Source organism: Candidatus Micropelagos thuwalensis (assembly GCF_000469155.1).
In the GTDB taxonomy this organism is placed as follows: Bacteria; Pseudomonadota; Alphaproteobacteria; order RS24; family RS24; genus Micropelagius; species Micropelagius thuwalensis.
Window position 1 is genome coordinate 804,718 of the sequence record NZ_AWXE01000004.1, and the last position, 26,596, is coordinate 831,313.

The 26,596-nt window shown below is 44.7% G+C and carries 23 protein-coding genes and 1 riboswitch; of the genes, 10 read left to right on the top strand and 13 right to left on the bottom strand.

Features of this window, described 5'->3' with window-relative positions; all coding sequences use genetic code 11:
• Positions 1 to 19 precede the first annotated feature (19 nt).
• The 9 genes from RS24_RS08530 to RS24_RS08570 form a co-directional block, all read right to left on the bottom strand.
• Positions 20 to 1,225: a saccharopine dehydrogenase family protein gene (locus RS24_RS08530; RefSeq protein WP_021777804.1), complete on the bottom strand. Its 1,206-nt coding sequence runs from the start codon at positions 1,223 to 1,225 to the stop codon at positions 20 to 22.
• Between the two features lie 14 nt (positions 1,226 to 1,239).
• On the bottom strand, positions 1,240 to 3,177 hold the full coding sequence (gene speA / locus RS24_RS08535) for a biosynthetic arginine decarboxylase (protein ID WP_021777805.1): 1,938 nt from the start codon (positions 3,175 to 3,177) through the stop codon (positions 1,240 to 1,242).
• A 136-nt stretch (positions 3,178 to 3,313) separates the two neighbouring features.
• Complete coding sequence (locus RS24_RS08540) at positions 3,314 to 4,630, bottom strand: ammonium transporter family protein (protein WP_021777806.1); 1,317 nt, start codon at positions 4,628 to 4,630, stop codon at positions 3,314 to 3,316.
• 9 nt (positions 4,631 to 4,639) lie between these two features.
• Positions 4,640 to 4,978, bottom strand: coding sequence for a P-II family nitrogen regulator (locus tag RS24_RS08545; protein ID WP_021777807.1), 339 nt, complete (start codon positions 4,976 to 4,978; stop codon positions 4,640 to 4,642).
• A gap of 76 nt (positions 4,979 to 5,054) precedes the next feature.
• Entirely contained in the window at positions 5,055 to 6,377 is a 1,323-nt protein-coding gene (locus tag RS24_RS08550) for an ammonium transporter family protein (RefSeq protein WP_081696263.1), read from the bottom strand.
• A gap of 52 nt (positions 6,378 to 6,429) precedes the next feature.
• The gene (locus RS24_RS08555) at positions 6,430 to 7,104 is read right to left on the bottom strand and encodes a TorF family putative porin (RefSeq protein ID WP_021777809.1); all 675 of its coding nucleotides are present in this window, start codon (positions 7,102 to 7,104) and stop codon (positions 6,430 to 6,432) included.
• Between the two features lie 293 nt (positions 7,105 to 7,397).
• The gene (locus RS24_RS08560) at positions 7,398 to 8,471 is read right to left on the bottom strand and encodes an extracellular solute-binding protein (protein WP_021777810.1); all 1,074 of its coding nucleotides are present in this window, start codon (positions 8,469 to 8,471) and stop codon (positions 7,398 to 7,400) included.
• A gap of 144 nt (positions 8,472 to 8,615) precedes the next feature.
• On the bottom strand, positions 8,616 to 9,434 hold the full coding sequence (locus tag RS24_RS08565; protein WP_021777811.1) for an SDR family NAD(P)-dependent oxidoreductase: 819 nt from the start codon (positions 9,432 to 9,434) through the stop codon (positions 8,616 to 8,618).
• 42 nt (positions 9,435 to 9,476) lie between these two features.
• Positions 9,477 to 9,968 carry a GcrA family cell cycle regulator gene (locus RS24_RS08570; RefSeq protein WP_021777812.1) on the bottom strand — a complete coding sequence of 164 codons (492 nt, stop codon included), beginning with the start codon at positions 9,966 to 9,968 and terminating at the stop codon, positions 9,477 to 9,479.
• A gap of 214 nt (positions 9,969 to 10,182) precedes the next feature.
• Here RS24_RS08570 and RS24_RS08575 point away from each other — a divergent pair, with 214 nt between their 5' ends.
• The 7 genes from RS24_RS08575 to RS24_RS08605 all read left to right on the top strand — a co-directional run bounded on the left by RS24_RS08575 (position 10,183) and on the right by RS24_RS08605 (position 19,305).
• Positions 10,183 to 11,025 (top strand): ABC transporter permease, encoded by an 843-nt coding sequence (locus RS24_RS08575; protein ID WP_021777813.1) that lies wholly within the window; start codon positions 10,183 to 10,185, stop codon positions 11,023 to 11,025.
• A 141-nt stretch (positions 11,026 to 11,166) separates the two neighbouring features.
• Entirely contained in the window at positions 11,167 to 12,396 is a 1,230-nt protein-coding gene (locus RS24_RS08580) for an aspartate aminotransferase family protein (protein ID WP_021777814.1), read from the top strand.
• Between the two features lie 2 nt (positions 12,397 to 12,398).
• Positions 12,399 to 13,328: an ornithine carbamoyltransferase gene (gene argF / locus RS24_RS08585; protein WP_021777815.1), complete on the top strand. Its 930-nt coding sequence runs from the start codon at positions 12,399 to 12,401 to the stop codon at positions 13,326 to 13,328.
• Between the two features lie 14 nt (positions 13,329 to 13,342).
• The gene (locus RS24_RS08590) at positions 13,343 to 14,239 is read left to right on the top strand and encodes an Hsp33 family molecular chaperone (protein WP_021777816.1); all 897 of its coding nucleotides are present in this window, start codon (positions 13,343 to 13,345) and stop codon (positions 14,237 to 14,239) included.
• A 124-nt stretch (positions 14,240 to 14,363) separates the two neighbouring features.
• The gene (locus tag RS24_RS08595) at positions 14,364 to 14,858 is read left to right on the top strand and encodes a hypothetical protein (RefSeq protein WP_131443765.1); all 495 of its coding nucleotides are present in this window, start codon (positions 14,364 to 14,366) and stop codon (positions 14,856 to 14,858) included.
• Between the two features lie 65 nt (positions 14,859 to 14,923).
• Positions 14,924 to 16,132 carry an efflux RND transporter periplasmic adaptor subunit gene (locus tag RS24_RS08600; protein ID WP_021777818.1) on the top strand — a complete coding sequence of 403 codons (1,209 nt, stop codon included), beginning with the start codon at positions 14,924 to 14,926 and terminating at the stop codon, positions 16,130 to 16,132.
• Positions 16,132 to 19,305, top strand: a complete 3,174-nt coding sequence (locus tag RS24_RS08605; protein WP_021777819.1) for an efflux RND transporter permease subunit — start codon at positions 16,132 to 16,134, stop codon at positions 19,303 to 19,305. Before RS24_RS08600 ends, RS24_RS08605 begins: the two co-directional genes overlap by 1 nt.
• A 20-nt stretch (positions 19,306 to 19,325) precedes the next feature.
• Here the strand turns inward: RS24_RS08605 and RS24_RS08610 are convergent, their stop codons facing one another.
• From RS24_RS08610 to metZ, 3 genes are read right to left on the bottom strand one after another with little or no spacing between them, the layout of a single operon-like run.
• The gene (locus tag RS24_RS08610; RefSeq protein WP_021777820.1) at positions 19,326 to 20,774 is read right to left on the bottom strand and encodes a TrkH family potassium uptake protein; all 1,449 of its coding nucleotides are present in this window, start codon (positions 20,772 to 20,774) and stop codon (positions 19,326 to 19,328) included.
• The gene (gene apaG / locus RS24_RS08615; protein WP_021777821.1) at positions 20,774 to 21,166 is read right to left on the bottom strand and encodes a Co2+/Mg2+ efflux protein ApaG; all 393 of its coding nucleotides are present in this window, start codon (positions 21,164 to 21,166) and stop codon (positions 20,774 to 20,776) included. Before apaG ends, RS24_RS08610 begins: the two co-directional genes overlap by 1 nt.
• 39 nt (positions 21,167 to 21,205) lie before the next feature.
• Complete coding sequence (gene metZ / locus RS24_RS08620; protein ID WP_021777822.1) at positions 21,206 to 22,426, bottom strand: O-succinylhomoserine sulfhydrylase; 1,221 nt, start codon at positions 22,424 to 22,426, stop codon at positions 21,206 to 21,208.
• Between the two features lie 63 nt (positions 22,427 to 22,489).
• Positions 22,490 to 22,568: riboswitch (SAM riboswitch) on the bottom strand.
• A gap of 135 nt (positions 22,569 to 22,703) precedes the next feature.
• Between metZ and RS24_RS08625 the strand changes: the two genes are divergently transcribed.
• Complete coding sequence (locus RS24_RS08625) at positions 22,704 to 23,852, top strand: 2'-deoxycytidine 5'-triphosphate deaminase (protein ID WP_021777823.1); 1,149 nt, start codon at positions 22,704 to 22,706, stop codon at positions 23,850 to 23,852.
• Positions 23,853 to 24,048: 196 nt separating this feature from the next.
• Here the strand turns inward: RS24_RS08625 and RS24_RS08630 are convergent, their stop codons facing one another.
• Positions 24,049 to 24,474 carry a tellurite resistance TerB family protein gene (locus RS24_RS08630; RefSeq protein WP_021777824.1) on the bottom strand — a complete coding sequence of 142 codons (426 nt, stop codon included), beginning with the start codon at positions 24,472 to 24,474 and terminating at the stop codon, positions 24,049 to 24,051.
• Positions 24,475 to 24,590: 116 nt separating this feature from the next.
• Here RS24_RS08630 and RS24_RS08635 point away from each other — a divergent pair, with 116 nt between their 5' ends.
• Positions 24,591 to 26,186: a lysine--tRNA ligase gene (locus tag RS24_RS08635; protein WP_021777825.1), complete on the top strand. Its 1,596-nt coding sequence runs from the start codon at positions 24,591 to 24,593 to the stop codon at positions 26,184 to 26,186.
• A 35-nt stretch (positions 26,187 to 26,221) separates the two neighbouring features.
• Positions 26,222 to 26,596 (top strand): DUF952 domain-containing protein, encoded by a 375-nt coding sequence (locus tag RS24_RS08640; RefSeq protein ID WP_021777826.1) that lies wholly within the window; start codon positions 26,222 to 26,224, stop codon positions 26,594 to 26,596.

Consider the following 26,596-nt stretch of genomic DNA (forward strand, 5'->3'; position numbering starts at 1 on the left):
AATCAAAAATCCAACATGATTAAAAATCTAAAGCGGCGGGCAACTCGGTGATATGCCATGGCAAACCATAAATATTCAACCTGTCCATAAACGGGTCGGGGTCAAATTGTTCCATATTCCAGACTCCGGGTTTACGCCAGCTTTTATCTAATATTAAAGACGCGCCAATCATTGCAGGCACGCCTGTTGTGAAACTCACGGCCTGACTACCGACTTCCGCAAAGCACGCTTCATGGTCGCAGACATTATAAAGATAAACAGTTTTCGGTCTTCCCTCATGTGTCCCACTGATAATGTTACCAATGCAGGTTTTGCCTTTTGTGGTCTCTCCCAACCCTGAAGGTTCGGGGAGAACGGCCTTCAGGAACTGAAGTGGCACAATTTCTTGGCCCTCATATATTATCGGCTCAATCGAGGTCATGCCGATATTCTCCAGCACATTAAGATGCGTGAGATAGGCATCCCCGAAGGTCATCCAGAAACGGGCACGGGTCAGTTCGGGGAAATGTTTGGAAAGGGACTCAAGTTCCTCATGATACATCAGATACATGTTGCGATTGCCGACTTGGGGAAAATCAAAAGTTTGCTTATGGCTTAAAGCCGGAGTCTCGACCCAGGCGCCATCTTGCCAGTGCCGCGCGGGGGCTGTCACTTCACGGATATTAATTTCGGGATTAAAATTAGTGGCAAAATGTTGTCCGTGGTCACCACTGTTACAATCCAGAATATCCAGCGTCTGCATATTCTGGATATGGTGTTTGGCGATATAGGCTGTGAACACATTGGTCACACCGGGGTCAAAGCCCGAGCCTAAAAGGGCTGTTAGACCCGCTTTTTTAAATCTTTCCTGATAGGCCCATTGCCAATGATATTCAAATTTTGCTTCATCCAATGGCTCATAATTTGCCGTATCCAGATAATCGGCGCCGGCAGCAAGGCAGGCTTCCATAATATTTAAATCCTGATAGGGCAAAGCCAGATTAACTACGAGTGATGCCCCTGTCTTTTCGATAAGCCGTGTTGTCGCTTCGACATTATCCGCATCTAGTTCAGACGTTGTTATGCTAACGCCGGTGCGACTTTTAACACTGGTAGCTATCGCGTCGCATTTGGCAACACGGCGGCTGGCAAGCGTGATTTCTGAAAACATATCTGGCCACTTTGCCATTTTATGGACCGCAACAGAGCCGACGCCCCCGGCACCGATAACGAGAACTTTAGACATATTGCCCTCCAGATTTAATGCTCAAAGTAGGTGTAGCCCTGAATGCTATCTTTGAAAGTGGAAATCATTTCCTTTCTTTCTGCCGCGCTGACGCGCCCGGCGCGGACAGCATTTTCAACAATCACCTTAAATGTATCGACCATACGGCGCGGATCATATTCGACATAGCTCAAAACTTCAGAAACCGTATCGCCTTCTTGCTCATGCATCATCTCGAAACTTCCATCTGGTTTTAACTCAATGGTTACAACATTCGTATCGCCAAAAAGATTGTGCAAATCACCCAGAGTTTCCTGATAGGCGCCGACAAAAAATACACCCAGATAATATTCTTCACCTGCCATAAGGTCATGCACAGGGAGGGCGTTGGATACGCCTTTTTCGAGGACAAAGCGATCAATTTTGCCGTCGCTATCGCATGTAATGTCACTAAGAATAGCTTCTCTTTGAGGTTTTTCATTTAACCTTTGTAAGGGTGCAATAGGGTGAATTTGATCTATCGCCCATATATCTGGCAAACTTTGGAATAGAGAGAAATTGCAATGGAAAATATCGGCAGCTTGTTCTAGCGCATTAACCATATCTTCACCAATGCTGGTTGTATCGCATTGATGGGCGGGTAGAAGCAGGTTTTTAATCCTGTTCATCAAATACAAATATGTCCGTTCGGATTTTGCGGTCATTGCTAGATTGATCTGATTGCTTTGGAAAAGACTCCGCACCTCATCGCGGTAATATTGCAAATCGTTCCAGCATTCTTGTAATCTTTCATGTGTAAGATAGGTCTCAATTTCTAGCATTTTCGTTAAAAGCGGATGGTCATCATCTGCCGCATCAACCTTTAATGTGCTGTCAAAATGGGTTGCTTCAAGAACGTTGAATAACAGCATTGAGGATTGCGCAACACAGGCGCGCCCGCTTTCCGTAACAATCACAGGATGCGGCAGGTCATGGGAGTCCATCATATCTTTCACGGTCTCAATAATATTCAAACAATATTCACTCAAAGAATAATTTACCGAATTTGCAGAGGCGACATGTTCACCCGTATAGTCAACCCCAAGACCGCCGCCAAGATCGAGGTGAGTCAGCGGTGCGCCCTCGCGTTGCAATTCGACAAAAAACCGAGCCGCTTCCTGTGTGGCGTGACGGATTTCAATAATATTAGGTACCTGACTGCCCAGATGCGAGTGTTGCAGGACCAGCCAATCAAGCGCGTTATGCTGGCGAAGTTTTTCAACAACATCCATGACCTGTGGAATACTTAAACCGAAAGTGCTGCGATCCCCGCTGGATTTTGCCCAGTTGCCGCTGACAGTATAAGTCAGTTTCACGCGGATACCGAGTTGCGGGATAATGTCTGTTTCTTTTGCAACATCAAGCACCAGATCGAGTTCGCGTGGGCTTTCGAGCACCAGAAAACAATTATAGCCCAGCTTTTGCGCCATGAGGGCAAGTCTAACAAATTCACTATCTTTGATACCGTTACAGATAATCGCGGCTTCTTTTGAGAGATTATGCGACAGGGCAATCAAAAGTTCTGCTTTAGAGCCGACTTCCAGACCAAAATCATAGGGCCGCCCAAATTCAACAATCCTGTCTACGACAGGGGCTTGCTGGTTCACTTTGACCGGAAATACACCGCGATATTTGCCTTTATAGGCCAGTTCATCAATCGCTGCGTTGAATGAAATGTTAATTTGGTCAATACGGCTTCTGAGGAAATTTGTGACACGCAATAAAACTGGGGCCGTAATTCCCCGCTGGTCAAGGTTCTTGATAATCTCGGTTAGGTCGGTTGGTATACTGTCAGGCTTTTCGGGTTGGCACAGGCCGATATGACCATTTTCCAGTATTGTGATAAGGCCATCACCCCAGCGGGAGATACCGTATATATCCTCGGTTAGTAGGTCTTTATCGAAATAATCAGAAATAGTGATGCCAGCAGACATAACGCCCTCCTCATAAACATGTTTTCGCATAAATCTTTGCAAGGATAAGGTCAACAATAAATAAAAACCCCGGGAGCATCGCTCCCGGGGTCAAACTTAACAGGAAGGAGGGTGGACCTGTTGTTTTGAGCTAAACTTAACGAGTAAATTCCGGATAGGCTTCAATGCCCAATTCAGATTTATCTAGCCCGTTTAGCTCTTCTTCTTCACTGACGCGAATACCGACAGTAAATTTAAGGAGCATCCAACCAATGGCACTCGCAATAACCGCGAAGACTCCGATGGAAACCACGCCGAGGAATTGAGTGCCAAAAGCTGCGCCTGAATTGCTCAATGGTACAATCATCGTACCCCAAATGCCGCAAACCAAATGTGCTGGAATTGCGCCGACAACATCGTCAATTTTAAGCTTGTCTAGCAATGGAACAGCAAGAACAACTAAGATGCCGCCGACTGCACCAATAAATAGGGCTTGACCTATTGACGGCGCCAGTGGTTCAGCCGTGATGGAAACCAGACCACCAATCGCGCCGTTAAGAGCCATTGTGAGGTCAACTTTGCCATAAAGAAGCTGTGTTGCAATCATCGCGGCTACAACGCCCGCTGCAGCGGCCATATTTGTGTTGATGAAGATATCTGCAACGGCTGCTGCATCAATGGCTGAGCCCAGGGCGAGTTGTGAACCGCCATTAAATCCGAACCAGCCAAGCCACAAGATAAATGTACCCAATGTCGCGAGTGGCATTGATGAACCAGGGATAGGTGTTACGGATCCGTCAGCACCATATTTTCCAGCGCGTGCGCCGAGCAGAATTGCTCCTACGAGAGCAGCCCAACCCCCCACAGAGTGAACGAGTGTTGAACCAGCGAAATCTGAGAAACCTGCAGCAGAAAGCCAGCCGCCGCCCCAAACCCATGAGGCCTGAATTGGGTAAATAAATGCAGTCAACAAAATAACAAAGCCTAGGAAAGGCCAGAGCTTGATACGTTCAGCGACTGTTCCTGATACGATAGAGGCGGCTGTTGCCACAAACACCATCTGGAAGTACCAGTCTGAGCCTGTAGAATAGCCCCCTGAGAAATCAGGTGTGTCAGCTGTAAGAGCAGAGTCATCGCCACCCCAAATGCTGAGGCTGCCGAGATAACCGCCTTCGTCAATACCATAAAGAAGGTTGTAACCAACCAGATAGAACATGATGCCTGCAACTGAATAGAGCGAGATATTCTTGACACAAATCGTGCCGACATTTTTTGCTCTAACCATGCCGCTTTCGAGCATGGCAAAACCTGCGGCCATAAACATGACAAGAAATCCACACATAAGGAACAGCAATGTATTAAATACATAAGCAGACTCCGCTGCTGTAGTTTCAGCCTGAACTGGTCCAGCGAAGAGAACGAGTCCGAGTGTAGTGACCGATAGGCATGTAAGGAATTTCGGTAAATTAATCATTTTTTTCTCCTATATCGCATCTGAACCGGTCTCTCCGGTTCTAATGCGCGTGGCTGAGTCAACTGATAGAACAAATATCTTTCCATCTCCGATTTGACCGGTTTTAGCAGCGTCAACAATAGCTTCGCTGACAGGTGCAACCATGTCGTCGTCGATGACAATTTCCATCCGAATTTTAGGCATAAAATGCACTTCATATTCAGACCCACGGTAAACTTCGGTCTGCCCTTTTTGGCGTCCATATCCTTTGACCTCGGAAATCGTAATGCCTGAAACCCCAATATCTGCGAGTTTTTGTCTGATTTCGTCAAGTTTAAACGGTTTGACAATGGCAATAATGAGTTTCATTTTTCTCTCCCAGTTTATGTTTTATCGTTAAAAAAAACCCCGGGAGATAGATCCCCCAGGGCAATAATGTGGACTATCAGGACTTAGAAAATTCCGGATAGGCCTCTAGACCGAATTCGGTAACATCCATACCTGCAAGTTCATCTTCGACTGTCACACGCAGACCGATGGTATATTTTAGCACCGTCCATGTAATGAAGCTGGCAACAAAGGCGAAGATTGCAACACTAATAACGCCCACAAACTGACCGAAATAGCTCGCATCGCCATTTGTTAGTGGGACAATCATGGTGCCCCAAATTCCGCAAACCAAGTGAGCAGGAATAGCGCCAACAACATCGTCAATTTTCATTTTCAGCAATAGTGGTGTCGTGACAGCCACAAGTATACCACCTACGGCACCGATGAATACGGCCGCGCCAATACTAGGGGCAAGAGGTTCGGCTGTAATAGCAACCAGACCACCAATAGCACCATTAAGGGCGACTACAATGTCAACCTTGCCGTAAAGGAGTTGTGAGGTAATCATTGCAAACATCACACCTGCAGCAGCAGCAAGGTTGGTATTAATGAAAATATTAGATATAGCGACTGAGTCCAGTGCTGAACCCAATGCAAGCTGTGATCCACCGTTAAAGCCGAACCAGCCGAGCCACAAGATGAATGCACCAAGTGTTGCTAGCGGGATTGACGAACCGGGAAAAGATGTTACTGACCCGTCTTCATTGAAGCGACCTGTACGTGAGCCAATGACGATTGCACCAGCAAGAGCTGCCCAACCACCTGTAGAGTGTACCAAAGTTGAACCAGCGAAATCAGAGAATGCAAAGTTAGCATCCAAGAAACCGCCGCCCCACTCCCATCCTCCAACAATCGGATAGATGAAACCAGTTAGAACAAGCGTGAAGATAAGGAAAGGCCATATTTTTAGACGCTCGGCTATTGTTCCTGAGACTATTGAGGCAGTTGTTGCGCAGAAAACCATCTGGAAATACCAATCAGAGCCAGATGCATAACCACCAGAATAATCTGGTGTCTCAGCCCCAACAGCCAGATCATCAGCTGTCCAAACACTTAAACCTCCGACAAATCCACCTTCATCGACGCCATACATAAGGTTATAACCAACGAGCCAATAAAGAAGGCCTGCTGTGGAATACAGCGAGATATTCTTGATACAAATCGCTGCAGCGTTTTTAGATCGAACACTACCTGCTTCCAACATGGCGAAGCCTGCAGCCATAAACATGACCAAGAAACCGCACACAAGGAAGAGGAAAGTATTGAATACATATTGGGTTTCAGCGCTTACCTCTGCATGGGCAATTCCGGCAATTAATGCAAAAATTCCAAAGAAGATAAAAAACTGAAATCCAGGTTTTTTAATAAAAGACATCATTTACTCCCTATTATTAAAATGAAAATACAGTCGTTAAAAAATTAAATGATTGTTAGAAACCAATTCCGTAAGAGACGAAGATTTTCATGTCTTCATCGTTGGCGAAAAACTCATCATCAACTTGACTAAATGTGAGTGAAAAATCGTCTTTGGAAATTGTCATTCCGAAGTCAGTTTGCTCATCTGCCTCGGAGTCTTTGTCATAAATTCCGTAATGGAGGCTAACACCGAAATCGCCAGCCAATGGAAGTTCATAATCGAATGACAAGTATGTTTCGTCTCCGCTATCAGCATCATAATCTGCATCTACAAGATATGAGTATGTTAATGAAAATCCTGATGCCCCGACTGAGAGGTATACTTCTGAGAAATCGAGGTCGTCACCGCCTGAATACATGTAGGCAATGTAACCAACGTCATAACTAAAATCTCCAGCATCACCGGCGTAACCGAAGTAAACATCTTGTTCAGAGTTTGTATCATCTGCAAAATCAACGTTCGATGCCCAAGTGCCTGCATAGAAGCCTCCAGCAGAGAAATCTAGCCCACCAGATATGGCTGCTTGGTCATCGGTCTGAGTCATACCGCGCCAAACGTAATTGTTCGTGAAACCGATGTTACCCTCTAGTGAAGACTCTGCTTTTGCTGGGGCTGCCAAAGATGCAGAACCAAGCAAAAGTCCAATTGCTGTTGTTTTTACCAAATGGTCTTTGAGTGAAATTAACATTTTTAAAATCCTTTCAATGTTGTTCAATATGCAAGGAGGGCTTGCATGTACGTGTATATTCACGAACTGTGCCAAAAATTTATTATGTGAGGGTTATATTTTATAAATAATTGATATTATTGATTAAATTTCAAATAAATGGCTTCCAGATAGTTTTTTAAGCCTATATGATGCTTCTGAAGACCTGTATATTTTGCCTATTAATTAATCAAATAAGATATATGATTAAATATTGAGCATATTTTAAACGGTTCGGCTGACAAGTTTAGATTAATGAAAATAACGCGTGATCATTATCTATCATAGCCAACAATATCGACTAATCGGCTCGCTTTTGTCCGGTTAGCGGCAATATCAGCCGCATGGGTCGTGTCTGGATTCAGTATGCCCCATGATTGAAGAAGCGGCGAGGGTAAGGTATCGGCTCTGACGGGGTATTCGTAGTTTAAATTTGCATAAATTTTCTGGGCTTCCTTCGAAACTAGAAATTCCATGAGTTTTTGCCCATTATCTTTATTAGGCGCATAACGAGCCATCACCATCCCGGACAAATTAACATGTGTTCCTGTGGTGTGATTATCCGGAAAAACCATATGAACGGATTTGGCCCAGTCTTTTTGCTCCGGGTTTTTGTCATTTTCAACCATGGCTCCCATGTAATAAGTGTTGCCGATGGCGATATCACATTCCCCGGCATATACCGCACGGACTTGCGCCCTATCGTTGCCTGAAGGCTTGCGGGCGAGGTTTTGTTTCAGGCCGCTAAGCCATTCTTGAGTTGCCGCTTCGCCATGTTTGGTTAGATAAGCGGCAAACATGGCAAGGTTATAAGGATGTTGCCCGGAACGGGTGCATATCTTCCCTTGCCATTTGGGATCTGCCAAATCGGTATAGGTGAGTTGTGTTACCTCCGGCAAGCGATTGGAAACAAAGGCTACCCGGGCGCGTTGTGTCAGACCGAACCAGCGATTTTGTTGTCCGCGAAAAGCTGGTGGGATGTGTTGTATTAAAACATCCGAGTTTACTTCTTGTGCAATCGTCTGTGATGCTTCGAGAAGTCGGGTAATATCCACGGTCAGTAGAACATCTGCAGGACTGCGCCGCCCCTCAAGTTTGATTTTCTCCAGCAGGCCTTTTTGGGCAAATATGACGTTGACCTTAATCCCAGTTTGGCTCGTAAATTTGTCAAATAAGGGTTTCACCAGAAAAGGTTGGCGATAAGAGTACACATTTACTTCTTTTTTCAACTCTTCAGCGGATAAGAAACTTGCTATGAAAGATGATATTAATAGAAAATAAACAATAAAGAGTTTGCTATGGAGTAAATTTAAAAATATTTTTTTCTCACGAATAATGGATGTAAGCATTTTGAAATCTCCACTTGAGAAGTAAAACCTAATTCATCCATTATTCTAATTGATAATAAGTTGCAATAGCAATCTTATTTCATTTACTATTTTTAATAATGTGCTCTCGCAAAAACCTTAAATTGAAACCAAATTTCAGTGGCACTAAGGATTTAATCCCCGCGTTAGACCCAGATATTTTGCATAACGCGCGGGGAAAAGTCTTCTCATAATATCAATATGCATTGCATCGCGTCCGATGAGAATTCGTGGACTTTCTTTTTCTATGCCTTTAACAATAATTTTACCTGCATCCATGGGTGTCGTGAAGGCCATCTGATTGAACCCTTTTTGCAGTTCACTGCGGGCTTCCTCGGTGTCTTCATCTTGGGGGAGGCGGGTGCGTGTGGCGATTTTGGTTCTTACACCTCCCGGGAAAACAGTTGAGACGCGAACATCATGCTCCAGCATTTCGAGGCGAAGCGCTTCAGAGAAACCGGCAACGGCAAATTTAGCGGCATTATAAGCCGATTGTGTGGACATGCCGATTAATCCAAGAATGCTTGAGACATTAATTATATGTCCATTATTTTCTTTGATTTGAGAAAGAAAAGCCTGAGTGCCATTAAGAACGCCATAGACATTAATGCCCATCATCCATTCCATTTCTTCCATTGTCATTTTTTCAACAGTTACGCGCATGGATACGCCCGCATTATTTAGTAAGAGATCGGCCCCACCGAAATCTGTTTCGACACGCTTGGCAAGTTCAAACACGGCATCTCTATCGGTAACGTCAAGCTGGAAGTGATCAGCTTTTCCGCCATCATTTTGAATTAGCTTCGCGGTATCCTCTGCCGCCACTGGATTGAGGTCGTTAACAATGATATGGGCGCCCTTTTGGGCTGCGACTTGGGCTGTTGAGCGACCAATGCCATCGCCGCTCCCGGTAATGACGAAAACTTTTCCATTGAGCTGAGTCATATACAATCCCCTTTTTAAAGCTTCAGGAGATTACCACGAAGATTAACCTTGCCCTGAACTTTTTCTGCGACGTCGTTCGACTGGTTGATAAGCCAAAACAATATGAGTTTCGCAATAAGGGCTACCATGTTTGCTTCTCGCGCCACAAAAATGAAAGCTAGACGTGCCCGGATCACCGATTGGCCATTTGCAGGTATGTTCCGTAAGATTCAACACGCTGGCACGTTCTTCTGGCGATAAAATTGGCTCAGGCGCGGGGTCATATTTCATTTCGTGTAAACTCTCATCTTTATCATAGGAGAGCTTAGTTCCGGCAATGCTTGGTTGGGACTGCCGTGTTCGAGTGGTCTGGGTACCTACTTTGGCGGTTGATACCCGCGCAGGTGTCGCACGACCTGAGAGACCAAGACGATGCACTTTACCAATTACCGCATTGCGTGTCACTCCGCCCATTTGCCTGGCTATCTGGCTCGCACTTAAACCTTCTGTCCAAAGTTTCTTGAGTAATTCTACTCTTTCTTCTGTCCAAGCCATGATTGTCTCCTGAATGCTGCGCGTCTGATACCGATATTGAAAAATTTACTACATCTAGTGGTTAATGTCTTAAAATCTACAAGATGTAGAAATAACGTCAATATACTGAAGACCATTATCCACAGATGAAATGTTAAGAAACATAGTTTTCCCCAGATTTAAACCCCCAAAATCGGCTATTGCCTGAAACGCGGAGATAATTTATGGCTAAGACATGTCATCTGAACTGCAGAACACGGATAATTCAACTTTTCACCATACCTGGCCCGCCCAAGGTGCTAGACGCTTTGGCTTTGTGAATTGGGTCGGGTTATGGACGCTATACCTGCGTGAAGTTCGGAGATTTTGGAAAGTCGTTTTTCAGACAGTGGGTGCGCCGGTTGTAACAACCTTGCTATTTTTAGCAATTTTTTCTCTGGCTCTGGGTGGCTTACGCCCCGATATTAGCGGTACACCTTTCACAAACTATCTCGCACCGGGTTTGGTGATTATGGCAATGTTGCAAAATGCTTTTGCCAACACCTCGTCATCTTTATTAATCGGTAAAGTTCAGGGTAATGTGGTTGACATTCTTATGCCGCCTTTATCTGCTGGCGAACTAACCACGGCGATTGCGTTGGGCGGGCTGACAAGGGGGCTGATTGTCGGCATTTTTACCTTTATAGGTATGACCTTTTTTGTCGATTTCTCTCTGAGCCATACATGGGCGGTGCTTTACTTTGCAGTATCCGGCTCGCTGTTAATGTCATTTTTAGGCATGTTGGTTGGAATTTGGGCTGAAAAATTTGATCATATGCAGGCAATAACTAATTTTATTGTTACGCCTCTGACATTTTTATCCGGTACTTTTTACTCAGTGGAACAATTACCTGAACCGGCGCAGGTGTTTTCATCCTTTAATCCCTTCTTTTACATGATTGATGGCTTCCGCTATGGCTTTATTGGACAGCCGGAAGGAAATTTATTGGTTGGGGTGCTTCTTCTGACCGCATTGAATATCATTCTATGGATGAGTTGCTACATCATGTTTGCTCGCGGTTATCGTATTAAAGCCTAAACTCGATCTCACAACCCCTTAATTCATTGACAAAGCTGAGGTTTTTCAGGGATAATAGGATTTGTTGGATTTTTATTAGTCGCCCTGCCCTAAACAGTGTCGGGCGTTTTTTGTTTCAATCTAATTTGGTCTTTTACAGATATGCAAACGCACAACGATAATGGGATTAACCCGGTTATGGGTACTTATAATCGCAGTCCTCTGTCATTTGTCAGGGGGGATGGCGCGTGGCTGGAAACAGAAACTGGTGACAAATATCTAGATTTTACTACGGGCATTGCAGTCAATTCGCTAGGACACGGGCATCCAAAACTTGTCGCTGCCCTTAAGGTTCAAGCTGAGAAGCTTTGGCATGTCTCAAATCTATATACTGTGCCGGAACAACAAGCGTTGGCGGCGAAGCTCACAGAGCTCACATTTGCTGAGAAAATCTTTTTTTGCAATTCAGGTGCTGAAGCCATTGAAGGCTCAATTAAAACGGCTCGGAAATATTTTGCCGATAAAGGTGAGGATAGTCGTTATGAAATAATCTGTTTTGCGGGGGCTTTTCATGGGCGTACGCTGGCAGCGTTGGCAGCCACGGGTAATGAGAGTTATCTTAACGGTTTCGGCCCGCCTTTGGCAGGTTTCAAACATGTTGATAGCTTTGATATAGAACTTGTTAAAGCGGTTATTACCCCTGCCACGGCGGCGATATTAATTGAGCCCATTCAGGGTGAGGGCGGGGTTGTGCCAGTGCCTTTTCCTTTTTTAAAAGACTTAAGAGAGCTTTGCGACTCACATGGTTTGCTCCTTATTTTTGACGAGGTGCAATGCGGCATTGGCCGGACGGGGAAACTTTTCGCGCATCAATGGACAGATATCACACCTGATATAATGTCCGTTGCCAAAGGTATAGGGGGAGGTTTTCCCCTCGGTGCGATACTTGCAACCGAAGAGGCGGCGGCTGGTATGGTTCCGGGCACACACGGGTCCACCTATGGCGGTAATCCACTGGGGATGGCTGTTGGTAAAGTTGTTATCGACACGATTGCCGCGCCTGAAATGCTGGAGACAATTTGTCAAAATGGTTTGGCGTTAAAACAGAAAACTGATTCAGTCATCGACCGCTTTCCAGATATTCTCTCTGAAATACGCGGTGAAGGTCTGATGCTCGGACTAAAGGCCGTGATTGAAAATAAAAAACTTGTTGAGGCGCTACGGGGTCAAAAACTGCTCACAGTTGGCGCGGGGGACAATGTGGTAAGACTTTTGCCCCCCCTGACCATAACGCTGGAAGAAGTAGATATTGCTGTGAAAGCGCTGGAGTCGGCATGCGAGGATTTACGCGCTACTGAGAAGACGATGGATAAGAAAGTGGAGGAGGTTTAAGTATGACCCCGAAGCACTTTTTAGATTTATCTGATCTAACTGCGCATACCGTCAGAGACATTGTTGACGAAGCCAGACATCGTAAAGAGGCACGCGCTGGTTTGCCAAATGGCACACCTGACGCAGATCAACCCCTTGCCGGGAAGTTACTCGCCTTGGTATTTGACAAACCTTCCACGCGGACGCGTGTGTCTTTTGATCTTGCCATGCGGCAGCTGGGCGGGGACACCCTGATGCTAAACCATAATGATATGCAACTTGGCAGAGGTGAACCACTCTCGGATACGGCAAAGGTGCTCAGTCGTTATGTAGATGCCATTATGGTGAGAACGGGCCCACATGAAAATCTGACGGAGCTTGCGGCAGAGGCGAGTGTCTCGGTGATAAACGGGCTCACTGCTTTCAGCCATCCTTGTCAAATTCTCGCAGATATTTTGACGATTGAAGAACACCGCGGTCCCATAAAGGGTCAAAAAATTGCTTGGCTGGGTGATGGCAACAATGTGTCCGTTTCGTGGATACATGCGGCAAGCCTTTTGGATTTTGAATTGCACCTTGCCGTACCGGAGAATTTCAGACCGCCAGAGGATGTCTTGTCATGGGCTGCCGAGAGAGATGCTAAAATTGTTTTTTCTAACTCACCCGAAGCAGCAGTGGATCAAGCAATAGCGGTTAATACGGATTGCTGGGTGTCTATGAGTGATAACCCTGAGGAAGCGGCGGCAAGGGCTAAGGCTTTTGAACCTTACCGCGTGACTGAAGCATTAATGAACTTGTCGGATAATGGTGTCTTCTTGCATTGCTTGCCAGCCTATCGTGGTAATGAGGTAGAAGCGCGTGTCATAGATGGGCCGCAATCGGTGGTATTTGACGAAGCGGAAAATAGAAACCATATACAAAAAGCAATTCTGCTTTGGTGTTTTGAAGGATAAGCCTCCGGCACAATATGGATAATATTTCTCTCCCTTATAAAATCGAGAATGTCAGTGCGCATGGTCGTGTGGTCAGGCTGGGCTCAGTCATTAATGAAATACTCTCGCGCCATGATTACCCTGAGCCTGTTTCGGCTTTGTTGGGCGAAGCAGTTGTTCTCACCGCTATGATGGCTTCAATTCTGAAATTTGAGGGTCGATTTGTCATTCAAACTCAATCTGACGGGCCCGTTTCAATGCTCGTTTGCGATGCCCGGGCGGATGGCAGTTTGCGGGGTTATGCCAAGCTTGATGAAGAAGCTTTTGCGGCGCTTGGCGAAAGCCCGACCCAACAGGATATGCTGGGCACTGGGCATATTGCTTTCACTGTCGATCAAGGTGCGGATATGGAGCGGTATCAAGGTATTGTGCCGCTAGAAGATAATTTGTTGACGGCGGCGCTTGCTTATTTTGCTGGTTCGGAGCAGGTGCAGACCCATGTGAAGCTGACAGCGATGCCTCTGTTCCGGCCTGGCGGGGATATGGAGTGGCGCGCAGGGGGAATTATGATTCAGCAGACCGCGCTTCAAGGTGGCTCTGACACAGGAAGAACAAGCACACAGGATGATTGGGTGAGGATGCAAACTTTAATGGAAACGACTGAGCCGGACGAATTGCTGGATCCTGAGCTAAGTCCCGAACAGCTTGTTTATCGTCTTTATAATGAAGATGGAGTTAGGGTTTTTGACGTTAAAGATTTCAGTTTCAATTGCGGTTGCTCCCGAACGCGCATACAAAATATGCTAAATTCTTTTCCGGAAGAAGATATTCTGAGTATGCAGGAAGATGGTCTCGTCACCGTCACATGTGAGTTTTGCAGTGAGGTTTATCAGTTTGATGCACAATTGCTTAAGGATGATCCGATTACATAATATCTTTGCCAGTCTTTTTCTGGAAAGTTTCTCGAAATATATGACAAGAGCGCTGATTATATGTCCTTTCATTTTAGTACTTATATCTTGTGCATCAGCTCCTCCCGCGCCACCAAGTTATGAATTGACATATCAACATCTGCCCAGATTACAAATTGCAGCTGGGTCGATTGTGTTGAAATCTGCTTATCAGCCGGATGAGGCAGAAAATCACATAGACACAAAAAAGCCGCAAAATCCGACCATGGTGGTAAAGCAATGGGTAAATGATCGTCTGGAAATTCAGTCCGGGTCATCTGCAAAGCTGGTTTTGACCGTGATTGATGGGCGGGTTATAAGAACGGAGGAGACAAATCAATCAACTTTTGGGTTCTTGGCGTCCAAAAAACAGATTTTTTCTGCTAATCTGGTGGTGGATGTGGCTTTCTACCCCCTTGAACAGGATATTAATCAGGGATTGCGGAGTGATTTGCGTGTTAAAATCGTGTCAGATAAGGCCGTTTCTGGGGCTTATAGCCTAAATATGCTTGATGAGGCATATTTTATGCTAATCAGTGATCTGGCTGTTGAATTTGATAAACAAATGCAGGGCGTGCTTAAAAAACTAAAAATAATATAGAAAGCCGAGTTGTAGGAACTGGTAATCAGCAATACGGGCGTTATATAATCACTAGGACGGCGAATATGTTGGTAAAACTTGAAAATTTATGGAGACAGTATGTATTTCCTGCAGTGCAAAATCTTGCACAGCTGGTCTATAGACTTTTGTCACCATTACCTGAAAAGGCGCGGCTTCCTGTATCAATAATTAGTGGTTCTGTACTGTTTTATGCCCTTATGGTGGTTACAAACCCAAAAACAAAAACTTTTGAACCGCGTGAACAAAGCTGGGATGTTAAGGCTCATAGTGTCGTTTTTGGTGCTACAATTCCAGAGTTTAAATCATTCGGCGAGGTAATGGCTGAAAGAAATATTTTTCTCCGTGCTCTGGTTGATGGTGAAGTAATTTCTGTATCCGATGATTTACATGAGGGAGCATTTATTAAAAAGGGAGAAAAACTTCTAACTATTGATCCGTTTGAGTATGAAAACGCCCTTGGAGAAGCCAAAGCTCAGCTTATAAGTGCGGAGGCCTCTTTAAAGATGAGCCGTCAAGATTACGAGCGGGCTGAGAAATTGTTTGAAAAAGGAACAGTTGCGCTAAGATATCTTGATGAGAAAAAAACAGATTTGACAGTAAAAAGAGCAAACGTTGATCGTCTTAAAATTGTTGTTAGGCGCGCACAAAGAAACTTAGACAATACTAAAGTTGTTGCACCATTTGATGCATATGTTAGCAAAGTCACAGTTGATGAAGGTAGGCTAGTTAATAGAAATGATCACATTGCACTTTTGAGTGATGCCTCTAGTTATGAGATACGCTTTAATTTATCAGATAGTGAATACGGATCATTACTTTCTACGCAAACACATATTTTAGGCCAACCAGTAATCGCACTTTGGAAGGTTGGTAATAAAGAAATTTCTTTAGAGGGTAGTGTTAAATATGTCGGCGCCCGCATCGACCCGTCTATTCGTGGTGTAGATGTTATTGCAGATGTTAAAGATGTAGGTAATTCTCAAATTCGTGGTGGGGCATTTGTTGAAGTTATTATGCAAGGCAATAAATTAAATAATGTTGCCTCAATCCCTGAGGATGCACTTTTTACAGATAATGAAAATGTTGAATTCGTTTACGTAATTACTAACAATCGTCTTGAGGTGCGAAGAGTAAAAAGCTTGATGAAGGTGGGCGGAAATATTCTTATTTCTGAGGGTGTTTTAGATGGAGAGAATGTTTTAACCACAAGGTTTACAGAAGCCGCTGAGGGTGTACTGGTAAATATTCCATAATGAACGATAACATCACTCATGAAACTCCTCCATCCTCAGAAGTTCCAAAAGATGAGAGGCATTCAACATTTAACGAGCTTGTGAGATTTTTCATTTCACATAGAAATGCTGCTCACTTGCTTATGTTGTCGATGATCATCTTTGGCTTTCTGGGTTTAAGAGAACTTAACACCCAATTTTTTCCAGAAATAGAAATTGAAGTTGTTGGTGTTACAATTGTTTGGCCAGGTGCGAGTGCAGAAGATGTTGATGTTAATATTGTGGAACCTTTACAGGCACAATTACGTTTTCTAGCAGGTGTTGATGAACTTGAGAGTAGGTCCCGATTTGGGTTAGCAACCTTTAATATTAATTATAAACGTGGCTTTGACATGTCTCAGGCAACAAATGATGTTGAAGCCGCTATCAGTCAAATTACAACATTACCAAAAGACATAGAAAGACCAATTGTAAGGCAATACGTAAATTATGATCCTGTAGGAAACATTTTATTAAGTGGTAAGTTCCCAGAGCGTGCGCTTAAGAGTTACGCCTTAAAGTTAAGAGATGGTCTTCTTGACGCAGGTGTAGATAAAGTCGATGTAGTTGGTGCAAGAGATGAAGAAATATGGGTTGAGGTAAGAATAGACCAAATTAGAAGGTATGACTTAACTATTAATCAAATTGCAAGTGCTATTCGCTCCAGTTCTCTGGATATGCCGGGAGGGTTGGTTCGTGCAGAAACAGAAAAACAAATTCGTGCAACAGGATTAAAGAAAACAGCCGAGGAGATAGGTCAAATTGAAATTCGAGCACTGACAAGCGGAGAGCGTGTGCTAGTCAAAGATGTAGCAAGGGTTTCAGAAAATTTTAACAGTGACCAGTCTACTGGATGGACTGATGGAAAACGTGCTGTTCAGTTAAAGGTTTTCCGTTCAGAGACATCGGACTCACTTGATACATTAAATATACTTCGAGAGTTTGCTTCAGAAGCAGAGACAAAACTTCCTCAAGGTATGGAATTGAAAGTCTATGATACCCTGGCCGATAAAATTGCTCAACGTCTAGGATTGCTTCTTCGCAATGGTCTGGGCGGCATGGTACTCGTGCTAATTACATTGTTTCTATTTTTAAATGCTCGCATTGCCTTCTGGGTGGCTTTGGGAATACCTATTTCTATAATGGCTACATTAGGCTTTATGTGGCCGCTTGATCGCACATTAAATATGCTTTCTATGTTCACTTTCATTATGACACTAGGAATTATTGTAGACGATGCAATTGTTGTTGGGGAACACTCAGCAACTGTTTTTAAAAGAGGAACAACCCCTGAATATGCAGCTGAACGGGGTGCAATTAGAATGTCTAAGCCAATTTTTGCGGCAGGCTTAACAACTCTAGCTGCTTTTTTCCCAGTTCTTACATTAGATAATATTTTTGGAGATTTAGTTCGTCCAATTCCGATAATAGTTTTTGCGGTTTTGGCAGCAAGTTTAATTGAATGTTTCTTCATTTTGCCATCACACTTAAAACATGCATTAACTCAACCTGAAAAACCTCCTACAGGTTTTAGAAAACGTTTCCTTGATAAGTTTGAGGAGTTTCGTCATGGACGCTTTAAGCAATTAACAATATATGCATATAAGAACCGCTACACGACACTCAGTATTGCTGTAGCGTGTTTTATTATTGCAATTTCGTTATTTGCTGGAGGAAGATTGCAATTTAGGTTTTTCCCTGCTCCAGAAATGGAAAGAATAGCTGCAACAATTATTTTCCACTCTGGAACACCAAGAGAAATTACAAAAAAAGGTATGGAAGCAGTGGAGCTGGCCCTTCATGAAACTGATAAACAACTTAGAAATGGTAATAAGTCCCTAATAAATGAACATTTTTCACGTTTAGGAAGTATAGGGTATAGCTCAGGTAATCACTTGGCTTACATAGAAACAGAGCTAATTGCCTCAGAATTGAGAACTGTAAGAACTAAAGATTTTATAAAAAAATGGAAAGAAAACTTTCCGCCAATGGCTGGAATCCGATATACAACTGTTGAGGAATTAGGAGATGGTCCCGGGGCTTCACCAATAGAGTTAAGACTTCAGGGAGACTCATTAATCAATTTAAAAAAAGCATCAGGAGAAGTTGTTGAAGATCTTAAGCTTTTCCCGTCAGTAATTTTTCCTTGGGATAATTTATTCTTTGGAAAACAAGAAATTTTAATAGAAGTTAATGCAAATGGCGCCGCGCTTGGTTTTACAAACCAAATAGTAGGGCAACAACTTAGAAATGCATATGAGGGCGCTATAGCGCGAAGATTTGCACGTGGTGATAATGAAGTTACAATTCGGGTTATGTTACCCCGTGATTTTGGAAAACCACAAAGTCTTGATAACTTCTTTTTGGCTGTGCCAGGAAGTTCACCTATTAGGTATGTTCCTTTTGCGCAAGTTGTTGATGTATCAGAAAAACCTGGATTTGCTTCTATCCAGAGGGCTGGAGGAGCTAGAGAGGTTGTAATTCGGGCAGGATTTGCAGACAATTCAGGTAATCCAGCAGATGTAATTAGAGAATATTCTAAAACTAAGTTACCAGCTATTTTGGAAAAATATGATGTCCAACAAGTTGTCAGAGGGGAACAGGAGGATATGAATGAAAGCTTTCTTCAACTTTTAATTGGTCTTTTTATAGGCTTAGGTCTTATCTACATAATTCTTGCACTTGTATTTTCGAGCTACTCAAAACCCCTGGTCATTATGTCAGTAATCCCATTTGGAATGATTGGAGCAATACTCGGCCATTATGTGCAGGGGTATGAGTTTAATTTCTTGAGCATGATTGCACTTCTTGGTCTATCGGGAATTCTAGTTAATAATTCAATTATTCTAATTAGCCGAATAGATGAACGTATTTCGAGTGGAGAAGATTTCGAGGACTCGGTCATAAATGGTGTAAATGATAGACTAAGAGCAGTAGTTTTGACATCAATGACTACCGTTCTGGGTTTGACACCAATGCTGTTTGAAACCAGTACTCAAGCGCAGTTTCTTCTACCAATGGTCATAACAATGGCATGGGGTCTTGCTTCATCTGCATTTCTGGTGCTTTTGCTGGTTCCAGCTATTTTGGGTATTCAATGTGATATTAGTAACTATTTCCAGCAGCGGAAGCAACGGCGCGCTCTCGCAGAATAAGTCGCGCTCTCGCAGAATAATTAGTTGCGCCAAAACCGAGGTGTCAGCATCACTAATACGCTGAACAGTTCCAGCCTCCCCAGAAGCATTGCGAGACATAATACCCATTTAGCCGCAATCGGAAGCTCTGAATAATTTCCTTGCGGACCGATAACCTCACCCATGCCAGGACCGACATTCGCAATACCTGCGGCGGCAGCTGAGAGGGCTGTCAGTGCATCTAATCCCAGCATGCCTAATACAAGCGCAATGAGGCCAAATAGAGTGAAATAGGTAAAAGCAAATGTCAGTACCGACGCTGTCACCGTATCTGGCAGGGCGTTACCATTATATTTCATCACAAACACACCATTGGGGTAAGCTAATTCTTGCACTTGACGGCGCAGACTTTTAAGCACGACCTGAACACGGAACACCTTGAGGCCGCATGAAGTTGATCCAGCGCACCCGCCAATAAACAAAACTATAAACAGCAGGCAAATCGCGAAATTACCCCATTGACCGTAATCGCTCGAAGCGTAGCCGGTGCCTGTCAGCAATGATGTCGTGTTGAAAATCACCTCTCGCAAGGCTGTTGCAGCGGAAACATCCTGTGTAAGTATGCGATATAGCCACAAGGTCGTGATGATGGTCACGAGCAGAGATAAAAACCCTCTTATTTGGGCATCAGTGAAAAGCGGCTCTCGATTGCCTTGTATCGCCTGCAGATATACGACAAATGGCAGGCTGGAAATTATCATGAAGAACACGGCGACGGACTCGATACCCAAACTATTGAAATGTCCGAGTGAGTTGTCAGATGTCGAGAAACCGCCTGTCGAAATTGTCGTCATGGCGTGAGTAATGGCATCAAACAAGCTCATCCCTGCAATGAGATAGGCAAAGGCACATAATAACGATATGAGCAGATAGATTTTTGCAATTGATCCGGCAATTTCAGTTGCGCGGGGTAATATTTTTTCGGAATTGTCTGAGGACTCAAGTCTGAAAAGTTGCATACCGCCAACATTCAGCATGGGTAAAACGGATATCGCCATCACAATAATTCCGATACCGCCAAACCATTGTAACATAGCGCGCCATAATAAAATTTCTGGCGGCGTTGTAACCAGCCCGGTTATGATTGTTGCGCCGGTTGTTGTTAAGCCTGACATTGCTTCAAAAAAACTATCTGTATAAGTCAGGCCAATAAGGCTGAAATTCAAAGGCAATGCTGCAAATGCCGTGAGCGTCAACCATGAGAATCCGGTCAACACAAAAGCCTGCTTAACCGTCAGTGGGCGCAACTCACCACGACTTGTCAAAATGAGTGCAACGGCAAAAAAACCAGTAATACAAGCACTGATGATAAAGCTCTGCCAATCGGGGCTGGTTTGAAAAAGTCCTGTCACAGCAGGGACAAGCATGCCGACGGCAAGACTGCCCAGCATCAGGCCGATAATAAACAATACTGTGCGAAACTCATTCATCAGTGAAGCGCGGTTTTGGCAAATGGGCTGACCAGCGAGAAGGCTGGTATTTCAACATCAAAATCTCTTCCGCTTGCCGTTCGCATTAAATAACGACCAGTCATAAAACCGCTGGACGTGGTGAGGGGTGTTCCGGAAGAATATGTATAATCCGCCCCCGGGAGGAGTGTTGGCTGTTCGCCCACTACGCCATCACCTTTAACCTCTTTAAGACGGCCTAAGGCATCTGTGATTTTCCAGTGACGGGCAAGTAATTGGACAGTCTCATCACCTAAATTGACAATCGTTATTCTGTAGGCCCATACATAATATCCCTCATCAGGGTCAGACTGGTCGTCAATAAAACGGGTTTCCACAATAACCTTGATATTTTCTGTTATGGCTTCAAACATTTTCCCGACCGGTTAAGAGGCGCCATGAGGAGACGCATTTTAAGACCCAAGTAACTCCAAGGCTTTCACAAAATCATCTATCAAATCTTGAGGATCTTCCAAACCGACTGAAACCCGCAACGTTCCAGGCGTAATACCGACTTTAAGCCTTTCTTGCTCCTCAAGCTTCAGATGTGTCGTTGTTGACGGATGCGTGATAAGCGATTTAGCATCTCCAAGGTTATTGGAAATTTTAACAAGCTGCAAATTATTGGCGACTTGAAAAGCGGCTTTTTGCCCGCCTGATACTTCAAATGAAATCAGGTTACCACCACGTTGCATCTGTTTTTGTGCCAATTTGTAGTGGGGATGATTGGGATTACCCGGATAAATCAGCCGTGAAACTTTTGGATGTGTGCTCAGCACCTCGGCTAGTTTTTCCGCACGGTCACAGTGTGCGTGAACCCGTAACTCCATAGTTTCAAGAGATTTCAACATCACCCAGGCATTAAACGGACTGATAGAAGGCCCTGTCTGGCGAATGAAATTGGCAAGATAATCATCTATCCAATCCTTGCGTCCCAACACAATACCGCCGAGACATCTGCCTTGGCCGTCAATATGTTTGGTTGCCGAGTAAATCACAATATCTGCACCTAAGGTGAAAGGGTTTTGCAAAACCGGCGTAGCAAATACATTATCGACCACCATGAGCGCGTCATGGCGATGAGCAATCTCAGATATGGCTTCAATATCGAGGATATCAAGCATCGGATTTGTCGGGCTTTCCAGAAAAAAGATTTTTGTTTCGGGCAGGGCGGCGTGCTCCCATGCATTTAAATCTGTGCCATCTATCAGGGTTGTTTTGATGCCGTAGCGTGGCAGTAAGGTTTCGACAATATAGCGACAGGAGCCAAAAAGTGCCTCGGCAGCAACCACATGATCACCTGCTTTTAAATAACACAGCATTGTGGCAGTCACGGCAGCCATGCCGGTGGCAGTCGCACGGGCGTCAATTTCAAAACCAGTATCGGCGATAAAATCAGCGCTTTCGATAGCAATCATTCGCTTTTCAAAGCTTCGCACTGTCGGATTCCCGAAGCGGCTATATTGATAACCGTTATCCTCACCCAAAAAACGTGCCTGGGCCTGTTCGGCACTGTCATAGACATAGCCTGAGGTTAGAAACAATGTTTCTCCAGTTTCCCCATAGGCCGTGCGCGGTTCGGCTTCATGTACAAGATTTGTACTTTTACGCCATTTATTTTTGTCTTTTGACATCAAATACTTTCCGTCGGCCCTTTTCAAAAACAGGCCATTTATAAAAAAACCCGGCCAAGGGACCGGGGTGTCACCCGGTCCTTTTAGCCATTTATTTAACGTGGCTGCAAGCCGACCGGCTCAAATCACCACACCCATCTCCGGAAAATGACGAAAAAAACTGTTTTCGTCAAGTGTGCTGTTATCCACTGTGTATTTTAGCTCAGCCCTTGTTTTGGAAGCTGCGCAACCATTTAATATGGGAAAGCGAATCGTAATCGGATTTTCAGGATTTTATATGCAACTGTTTCCAGAAGAAGAACAAACACCTTTAACAGCTCCCGGGCAAACGCACGCGACAGGTATATTACCTGCCCATGGCATTCGTAACATGATACGCGATCAGCAAATCTGGGCAGTAAATGGTCAAAAATCAGGGGTTCTGGATGACCAGATACAGCCGGCAAGCCTGGATTTGCGGTTGGGTGACACGGCCTATCGGATTCGAGCAAGTTTTCTGCCTGGTGTCTCTGGTCAGGTGATGCAAAAGCTTGAAACGCTAGCATTTCATAAAATTGATTTAACGGATGGTGCTGTGCTTGAGACCGGATGTGTGTATCTCGTGCCGTTGATGGAAGCACTTGCCTTGCCGGAGCGTACCGGCGGTTTTGCAAACCCGAAAAGTTCAACCGGCAGAATTGATGTATTCACGCGTGTGATTACGGATTTTGGTGTTGAATTCGATAAAGCTCCGCCTGGTTATAAAGGTCACCTATATCTTGAAGTTAGCCCCCGCACGTTTCCTATTCTGGTGCGGGCGGGATCGCGGTTATCTCAAATTCGGTTTCGGCGCGGCAATCCCGCCCATTCAGATGCCGAAATTAAGCGTTTGCATCAGGAAAGTGCACTGGTTGACGGGCATGCTAATATTGATGGTGGGCTGGCGCTGTCGATTGATCTCGCCGGAGATAAGCAAACCGGGCTTATTGGTTACCGCGCCAAACGACATGCAGGGCTCATTGATGTGGATCGTGTGAATGCACTCCCATTGAATGAATATTGGGAGCCTATTTATAATCATGGTAAGAACCAGCTCATTCTAGATCCAGATGAATTCTATATTCTAGCCTCACGTGAGTCCGTCACCATTCCACCTACACATGCGGCAGAAATGGTGCCGTTCAATCCGCTGGTAGGTGAGTTTCGTGTTCATTATGCCGGGTTCTTTGACCCCGGCTTCGGGGCTGGCCTTGAAGGCAAAGGTAGCCGCGCCGTGCTGGAGGTGCGCTCCCGTGAAGTGCCGTTTATTTTGGAACATGGACAGATTATAGGGCGGCTGATTTATGAACGCTTGACGGACAGGCCGGAAGTGCTTTACGGCAAATCGCTTGAGTCAAACTACCAGCGTCAAGGGCTCCGGCTCTCAAAGCATTTTATTCAAGACTAGGGGCTGTATTTTTTTCGCCTATCTCATACCTGAATTAATAGGGGTGTGATTTGTCTTTTCCCAGACAAACGGTTTCCAAAAAAGTTGTGCTAAGGCGCGACAGGTGATGAAACCAGCAAGAAGCCAGATAGAAAACAGGCCAAGAATGTCTTTGATGAAGTCATAGCGATTATTGCGATTTGTATGAATGCATGCCTCACTGTGGTAATTTGTGAAATCTGGCGCGGGCGCCACGCTCAATCGCGGCTGCGGCAAGCTTATCTACTTTTAAAAAATCTCTGATCATATCAAGAAGGTGAAGTTCCTCCGGCGTGACCGTCAGATCTGCAGCGGCAATTTCAACAGCCAGCGCATAAGCGGTTTCATGCAATTCATCAGGTAAAGTGTTGGCAAGCAGGGTCATCAAGCTGTCGAGTCCTTCCTCCACTGACATTAATTCGACAAAACTTTCTGTGACAATATCCAGATCTTCGGGCGGAAAATTTTCAAATACCGGCAAAAAATCAATCAATCTTTCTACCCGAGACAACTCGGCATCGCTGATTGCCTCATCGGCTGCGGCCATAGCCAGCATTAGATGAATAAGAACCTGTTGTTCTGTCATAGGGGTCTGAATAGTCATGTCTCTTCCTTAAATTTATGGTGACGGACATAATGTTGTTTGACAAGCTTTTCTCAATCGCTAGTTTCTCGCATATATTTGAAATATTGCCGACTGAAATCTAAGAAGATATTTATATGACATCAGATTTGGAAAACTGGAAAACTCTGGCTGCCGACAGTAAAGTTTGGCCTTTTGAGGAAGCACGAAAAATCCTGAAACGCATAGAAGCATCAGGCCGAGGAGATGTGCTGTTTGAGACAGGTTACGGGCCGAGTGGCCTCCCTCATATTGGCACATTTGGGGAAGTGGCCCGTACCACCATGGTACGCCAGGCTCTTGAAACGCTGGCACCGGATGTGAAAACGCGACTAATTTGTTTTTCCGACGATATGGATGGCCTCCGAAAAGTCCCTGATAATGTGCCAAATGCCGATATGCTGGCGGCGCATCTTGAAAAGCCCCTGACCCGTGTGCCTGACCCATTTGAAACACATGATAGTTTTGGCGCTCATAATAATGCCCGCTTACAGGCGTTTTTGGACAGATTTGAATTTGACTATGAATTCGCCAGTGCCACTGATTATTATTTTTCAGGCCGGATGGATGAAACATTACTGAAAATTCTCGCAAATTATGAAGCCGTCACTGGTATTATTCTGCCTACGCTAGGCGAGGAACGCCGCAAAACATACAGTCCGTTTCTGCCGATTTGCCAGACAAGCGGAAAAGTTTTGATGGTGCCGTTAACGGATCGCGACGAAGCGGCAGGAACCATAAGTTACACCCACCCTGAAAGTGGTGAAGACATAACAACACCTGTCACTGGCGGCGCTTGCAAATTGCAATGGAAAGCTGATTGGGCGATGCGCTGGGTGGCGCTTGGCGTGGATTATGAAATGGCTGGTAAGGATTTAATCGAAAGCGTAACGCTTTCTTCAAAAATTTGTCGCGCGATAGGTGGTTCACCACCTGAAGGGTTTAACTATGAGCTTTTTCTGGATGAAAATGGCGAGAAAATCTCTAAATCTCGCGGTAATGGTATAACCATTGAAGAGTGGTTGACTTATGCAGCGCCAGAGAGCTTGTCGCTTTATATGTTTCAAAGCCCGCGTAAGGCAAAACGGTTGCACTTTGATGTTATTCCAAAAAACGTTGACGATTATTTGACATTTTTAAATAAGTTTCCGACTCAATCAGCAGAAGAGCAACTGACGAATCCAGTATGGCACATTCATGGCGGTCAGCCCCCGTCTGGTGATTTGCCGGTCAGTTTTGCGCTGTTGTTGAATCTCGTCAATGTCAGCAATGCAGATGATAAAAATGTACTCTGGGGCTTTATCAAGAATTATGCGCCGGAGGCATCTCCCGAAGAGCTGCCCATGTTGGATGCGATGGCAGATTATGCCGTGGCTTATTATCATGATTTTGTAAAGCCGACGAAAAGCTATCGCGATCCAGACGATACTGAAAAGCAAGCCATGATAACTTTAAGGGACAAGCTTGCAGATTTATCAGATGACTTGGATGCGGAAGCAATCCAGACCGAAGTTTATGCGATTGGTAAAACCTATTTTGAGGATAATTTGCGAGACTGGTTCAAAGCGCTTTATGAGGTTCTGCTGGGGCAATCACAAGGGCCACGCTTTGGTTCATTTATCGCTGTCTATGGGCTGGAACGCACGTGTGAACTGATTAATCAAGCTTTGGATGGTGATTTAACCGGTGATTAATCAGGGCGGCGCAATTAGAAGGATGAGACAGGCGCGTGACTTCTAAAGTGATTTTTATCTACAAAATATGCCCAGAACAGGATTGGCGTTCTGCAGTCGAAAAGGGTGTTTTTACTGGCACACAAATTGACATTGAGGATGGGTTTATCCATTTTTCTCCGCCTGAAGAAGTCGAGACGACAGCGGCAAAATATTTTGCCGGTCAGGATGGGTTGGTGCTGGTGCGCTTTCCAGTAGCCAGTTTGAGTGCGGCGTTAAAATGGGAAGCATCGCGCGACAATATTTTGTTTCCACATTTTTATGCGCCGTTGGATCCGCGACTTGCAGATAGAGTCTGGTCTTTACGGCTGAACGGTCGTAAACATATTTTTCCTGAAGATATGACAAGAGAAACGGCCTATCAGGAGTAA

Coding starts and splice junctions, on each gene's coding strand:
- RS24_RS08530 (WP_021777804.1), bottom strand. CDS start 1,225: ATGTCTAAAGTTCTCGTTATCGGTGCCGGGGGCGTCGGCTCTGTTGCG.
- speA (WP_021777805.1), bottom strand. CDS start 3,177: ATGTCTGCTGGCATCACTATTTCTGATTATTTCGATAAAGACCTACTA.
- RS24_RS08540 (WP_021777806.1), bottom strand. CDS start 4,630: ATGATTAATTTACCGAAATTCCTTACATGCCTATCGGTCACTACACTC.
- RS24_RS08545 (WP_021777807.1), bottom strand. CDS start 4,978: ATGAAACTCATTATTGCCATTGTCAAACCGTTTAAACTTGACGAAATC.
- RS24_RS08550 (WP_081696263.1), bottom strand. CDS start 6,377: ATGATGTCTTTTATTAAAAAACCTGGATTTCAGTTTTTTATCTTCTTT.
- RS24_RS08555 (WP_021777809.1), bottom strand. CDS start 7,104: ATGTTAATTTCACTCAAAGACCATTTGGTAAAAACAACAGCAATTGGA.
- RS24_RS08560 (WP_021777810.1), bottom strand. CDS start 8,471: ATGCTTACATCCATTATTCGTGAGAAAAAAATATTTTTAAATTTACTC.
- RS24_RS08565 (WP_021777811.1), bottom strand. CDS start 9,434: ATGACTCAGCTCAATGGAAAAGTTTTCGTCATTACCGGGAGCGGCGAT.
- RS24_RS08570 (WP_021777812.1), bottom strand. CDS start 9,968: ATGGCTTGGACAGAAGAAAGAGTAGAATTACTCAAGAAACTTTGGACA.
- RS24_RS08575 (WP_021777813.1), top strand. CDS start 10,183: ATGTCATCTGAACTGCAGAACACGGATAATTCAACTTTTCACCATACC.
- RS24_RS08580 (WP_021777814.1), top strand. CDS start 11,167: ATGCAAACGCACAACGATAATGGGATTAACCCGGTTATGGGTACTTAT.
- argF (WP_021777815.1), top strand. CDS start 12,399: ATGACCCCGAAGCACTTTTTAGATTTATCTGATCTAACTGCGCATACC.
- RS24_RS08590 (WP_021777816.1), top strand. CDS start 13,343: ATGGATAATATTTCTCTCCCTTATAAAATCGAGAATGTCAGTGCGCAT.
- RS24_RS08600 (WP_021777818.1), top strand. CDS start 14,924: ATGTTGGTAAAACTTGAAAATTTATGGAGACAGTATGTATTTCCTGCA.
- RS24_RS08605 (WP_021777819.1), top strand. CDS start 16,132: ATGAACGATAACATCACTCATGAAACTCCTCCATCCTCAGAAGTTCCA.
- RS24_RS08610 (WP_021777820.1), bottom strand. CDS start 20,774: ATGAATGAGTTTCGCACAGTATTGTTTATTATCGGCCTGATGCTGGGC.
- apaG (WP_021777821.1), bottom strand. CDS start 21,166: ATGTTTGAAGCCATAACAGAAAATATCAAGGTTATTGTGGAAACCCGT.
- metZ (WP_021777822.1), bottom strand. CDS start 22,426: ATGTCAAAAGACAAAAATAAATGGCGTAAAAGTACAAATCTTGTACAT.
- RS24_RS08625 (WP_021777823.1), top strand. CDS start 22,704: ATGCAACTGTTTCCAGAAGAAGAACAAACACCTTTAACAGCTCCCGGG.
- RS24_RS08630 (WP_021777824.1), bottom strand. CDS start 24,474: ATGACTATTCAGACCCCTATGACAGAACAACAGGTTCTTATTCATCTA.
- RS24_RS08635 (WP_021777825.1), top strand. CDS start 24,591: ATGACATCAGATTTGGAAAACTGGAAAACTCTGGCTGCCGACAGTAAA.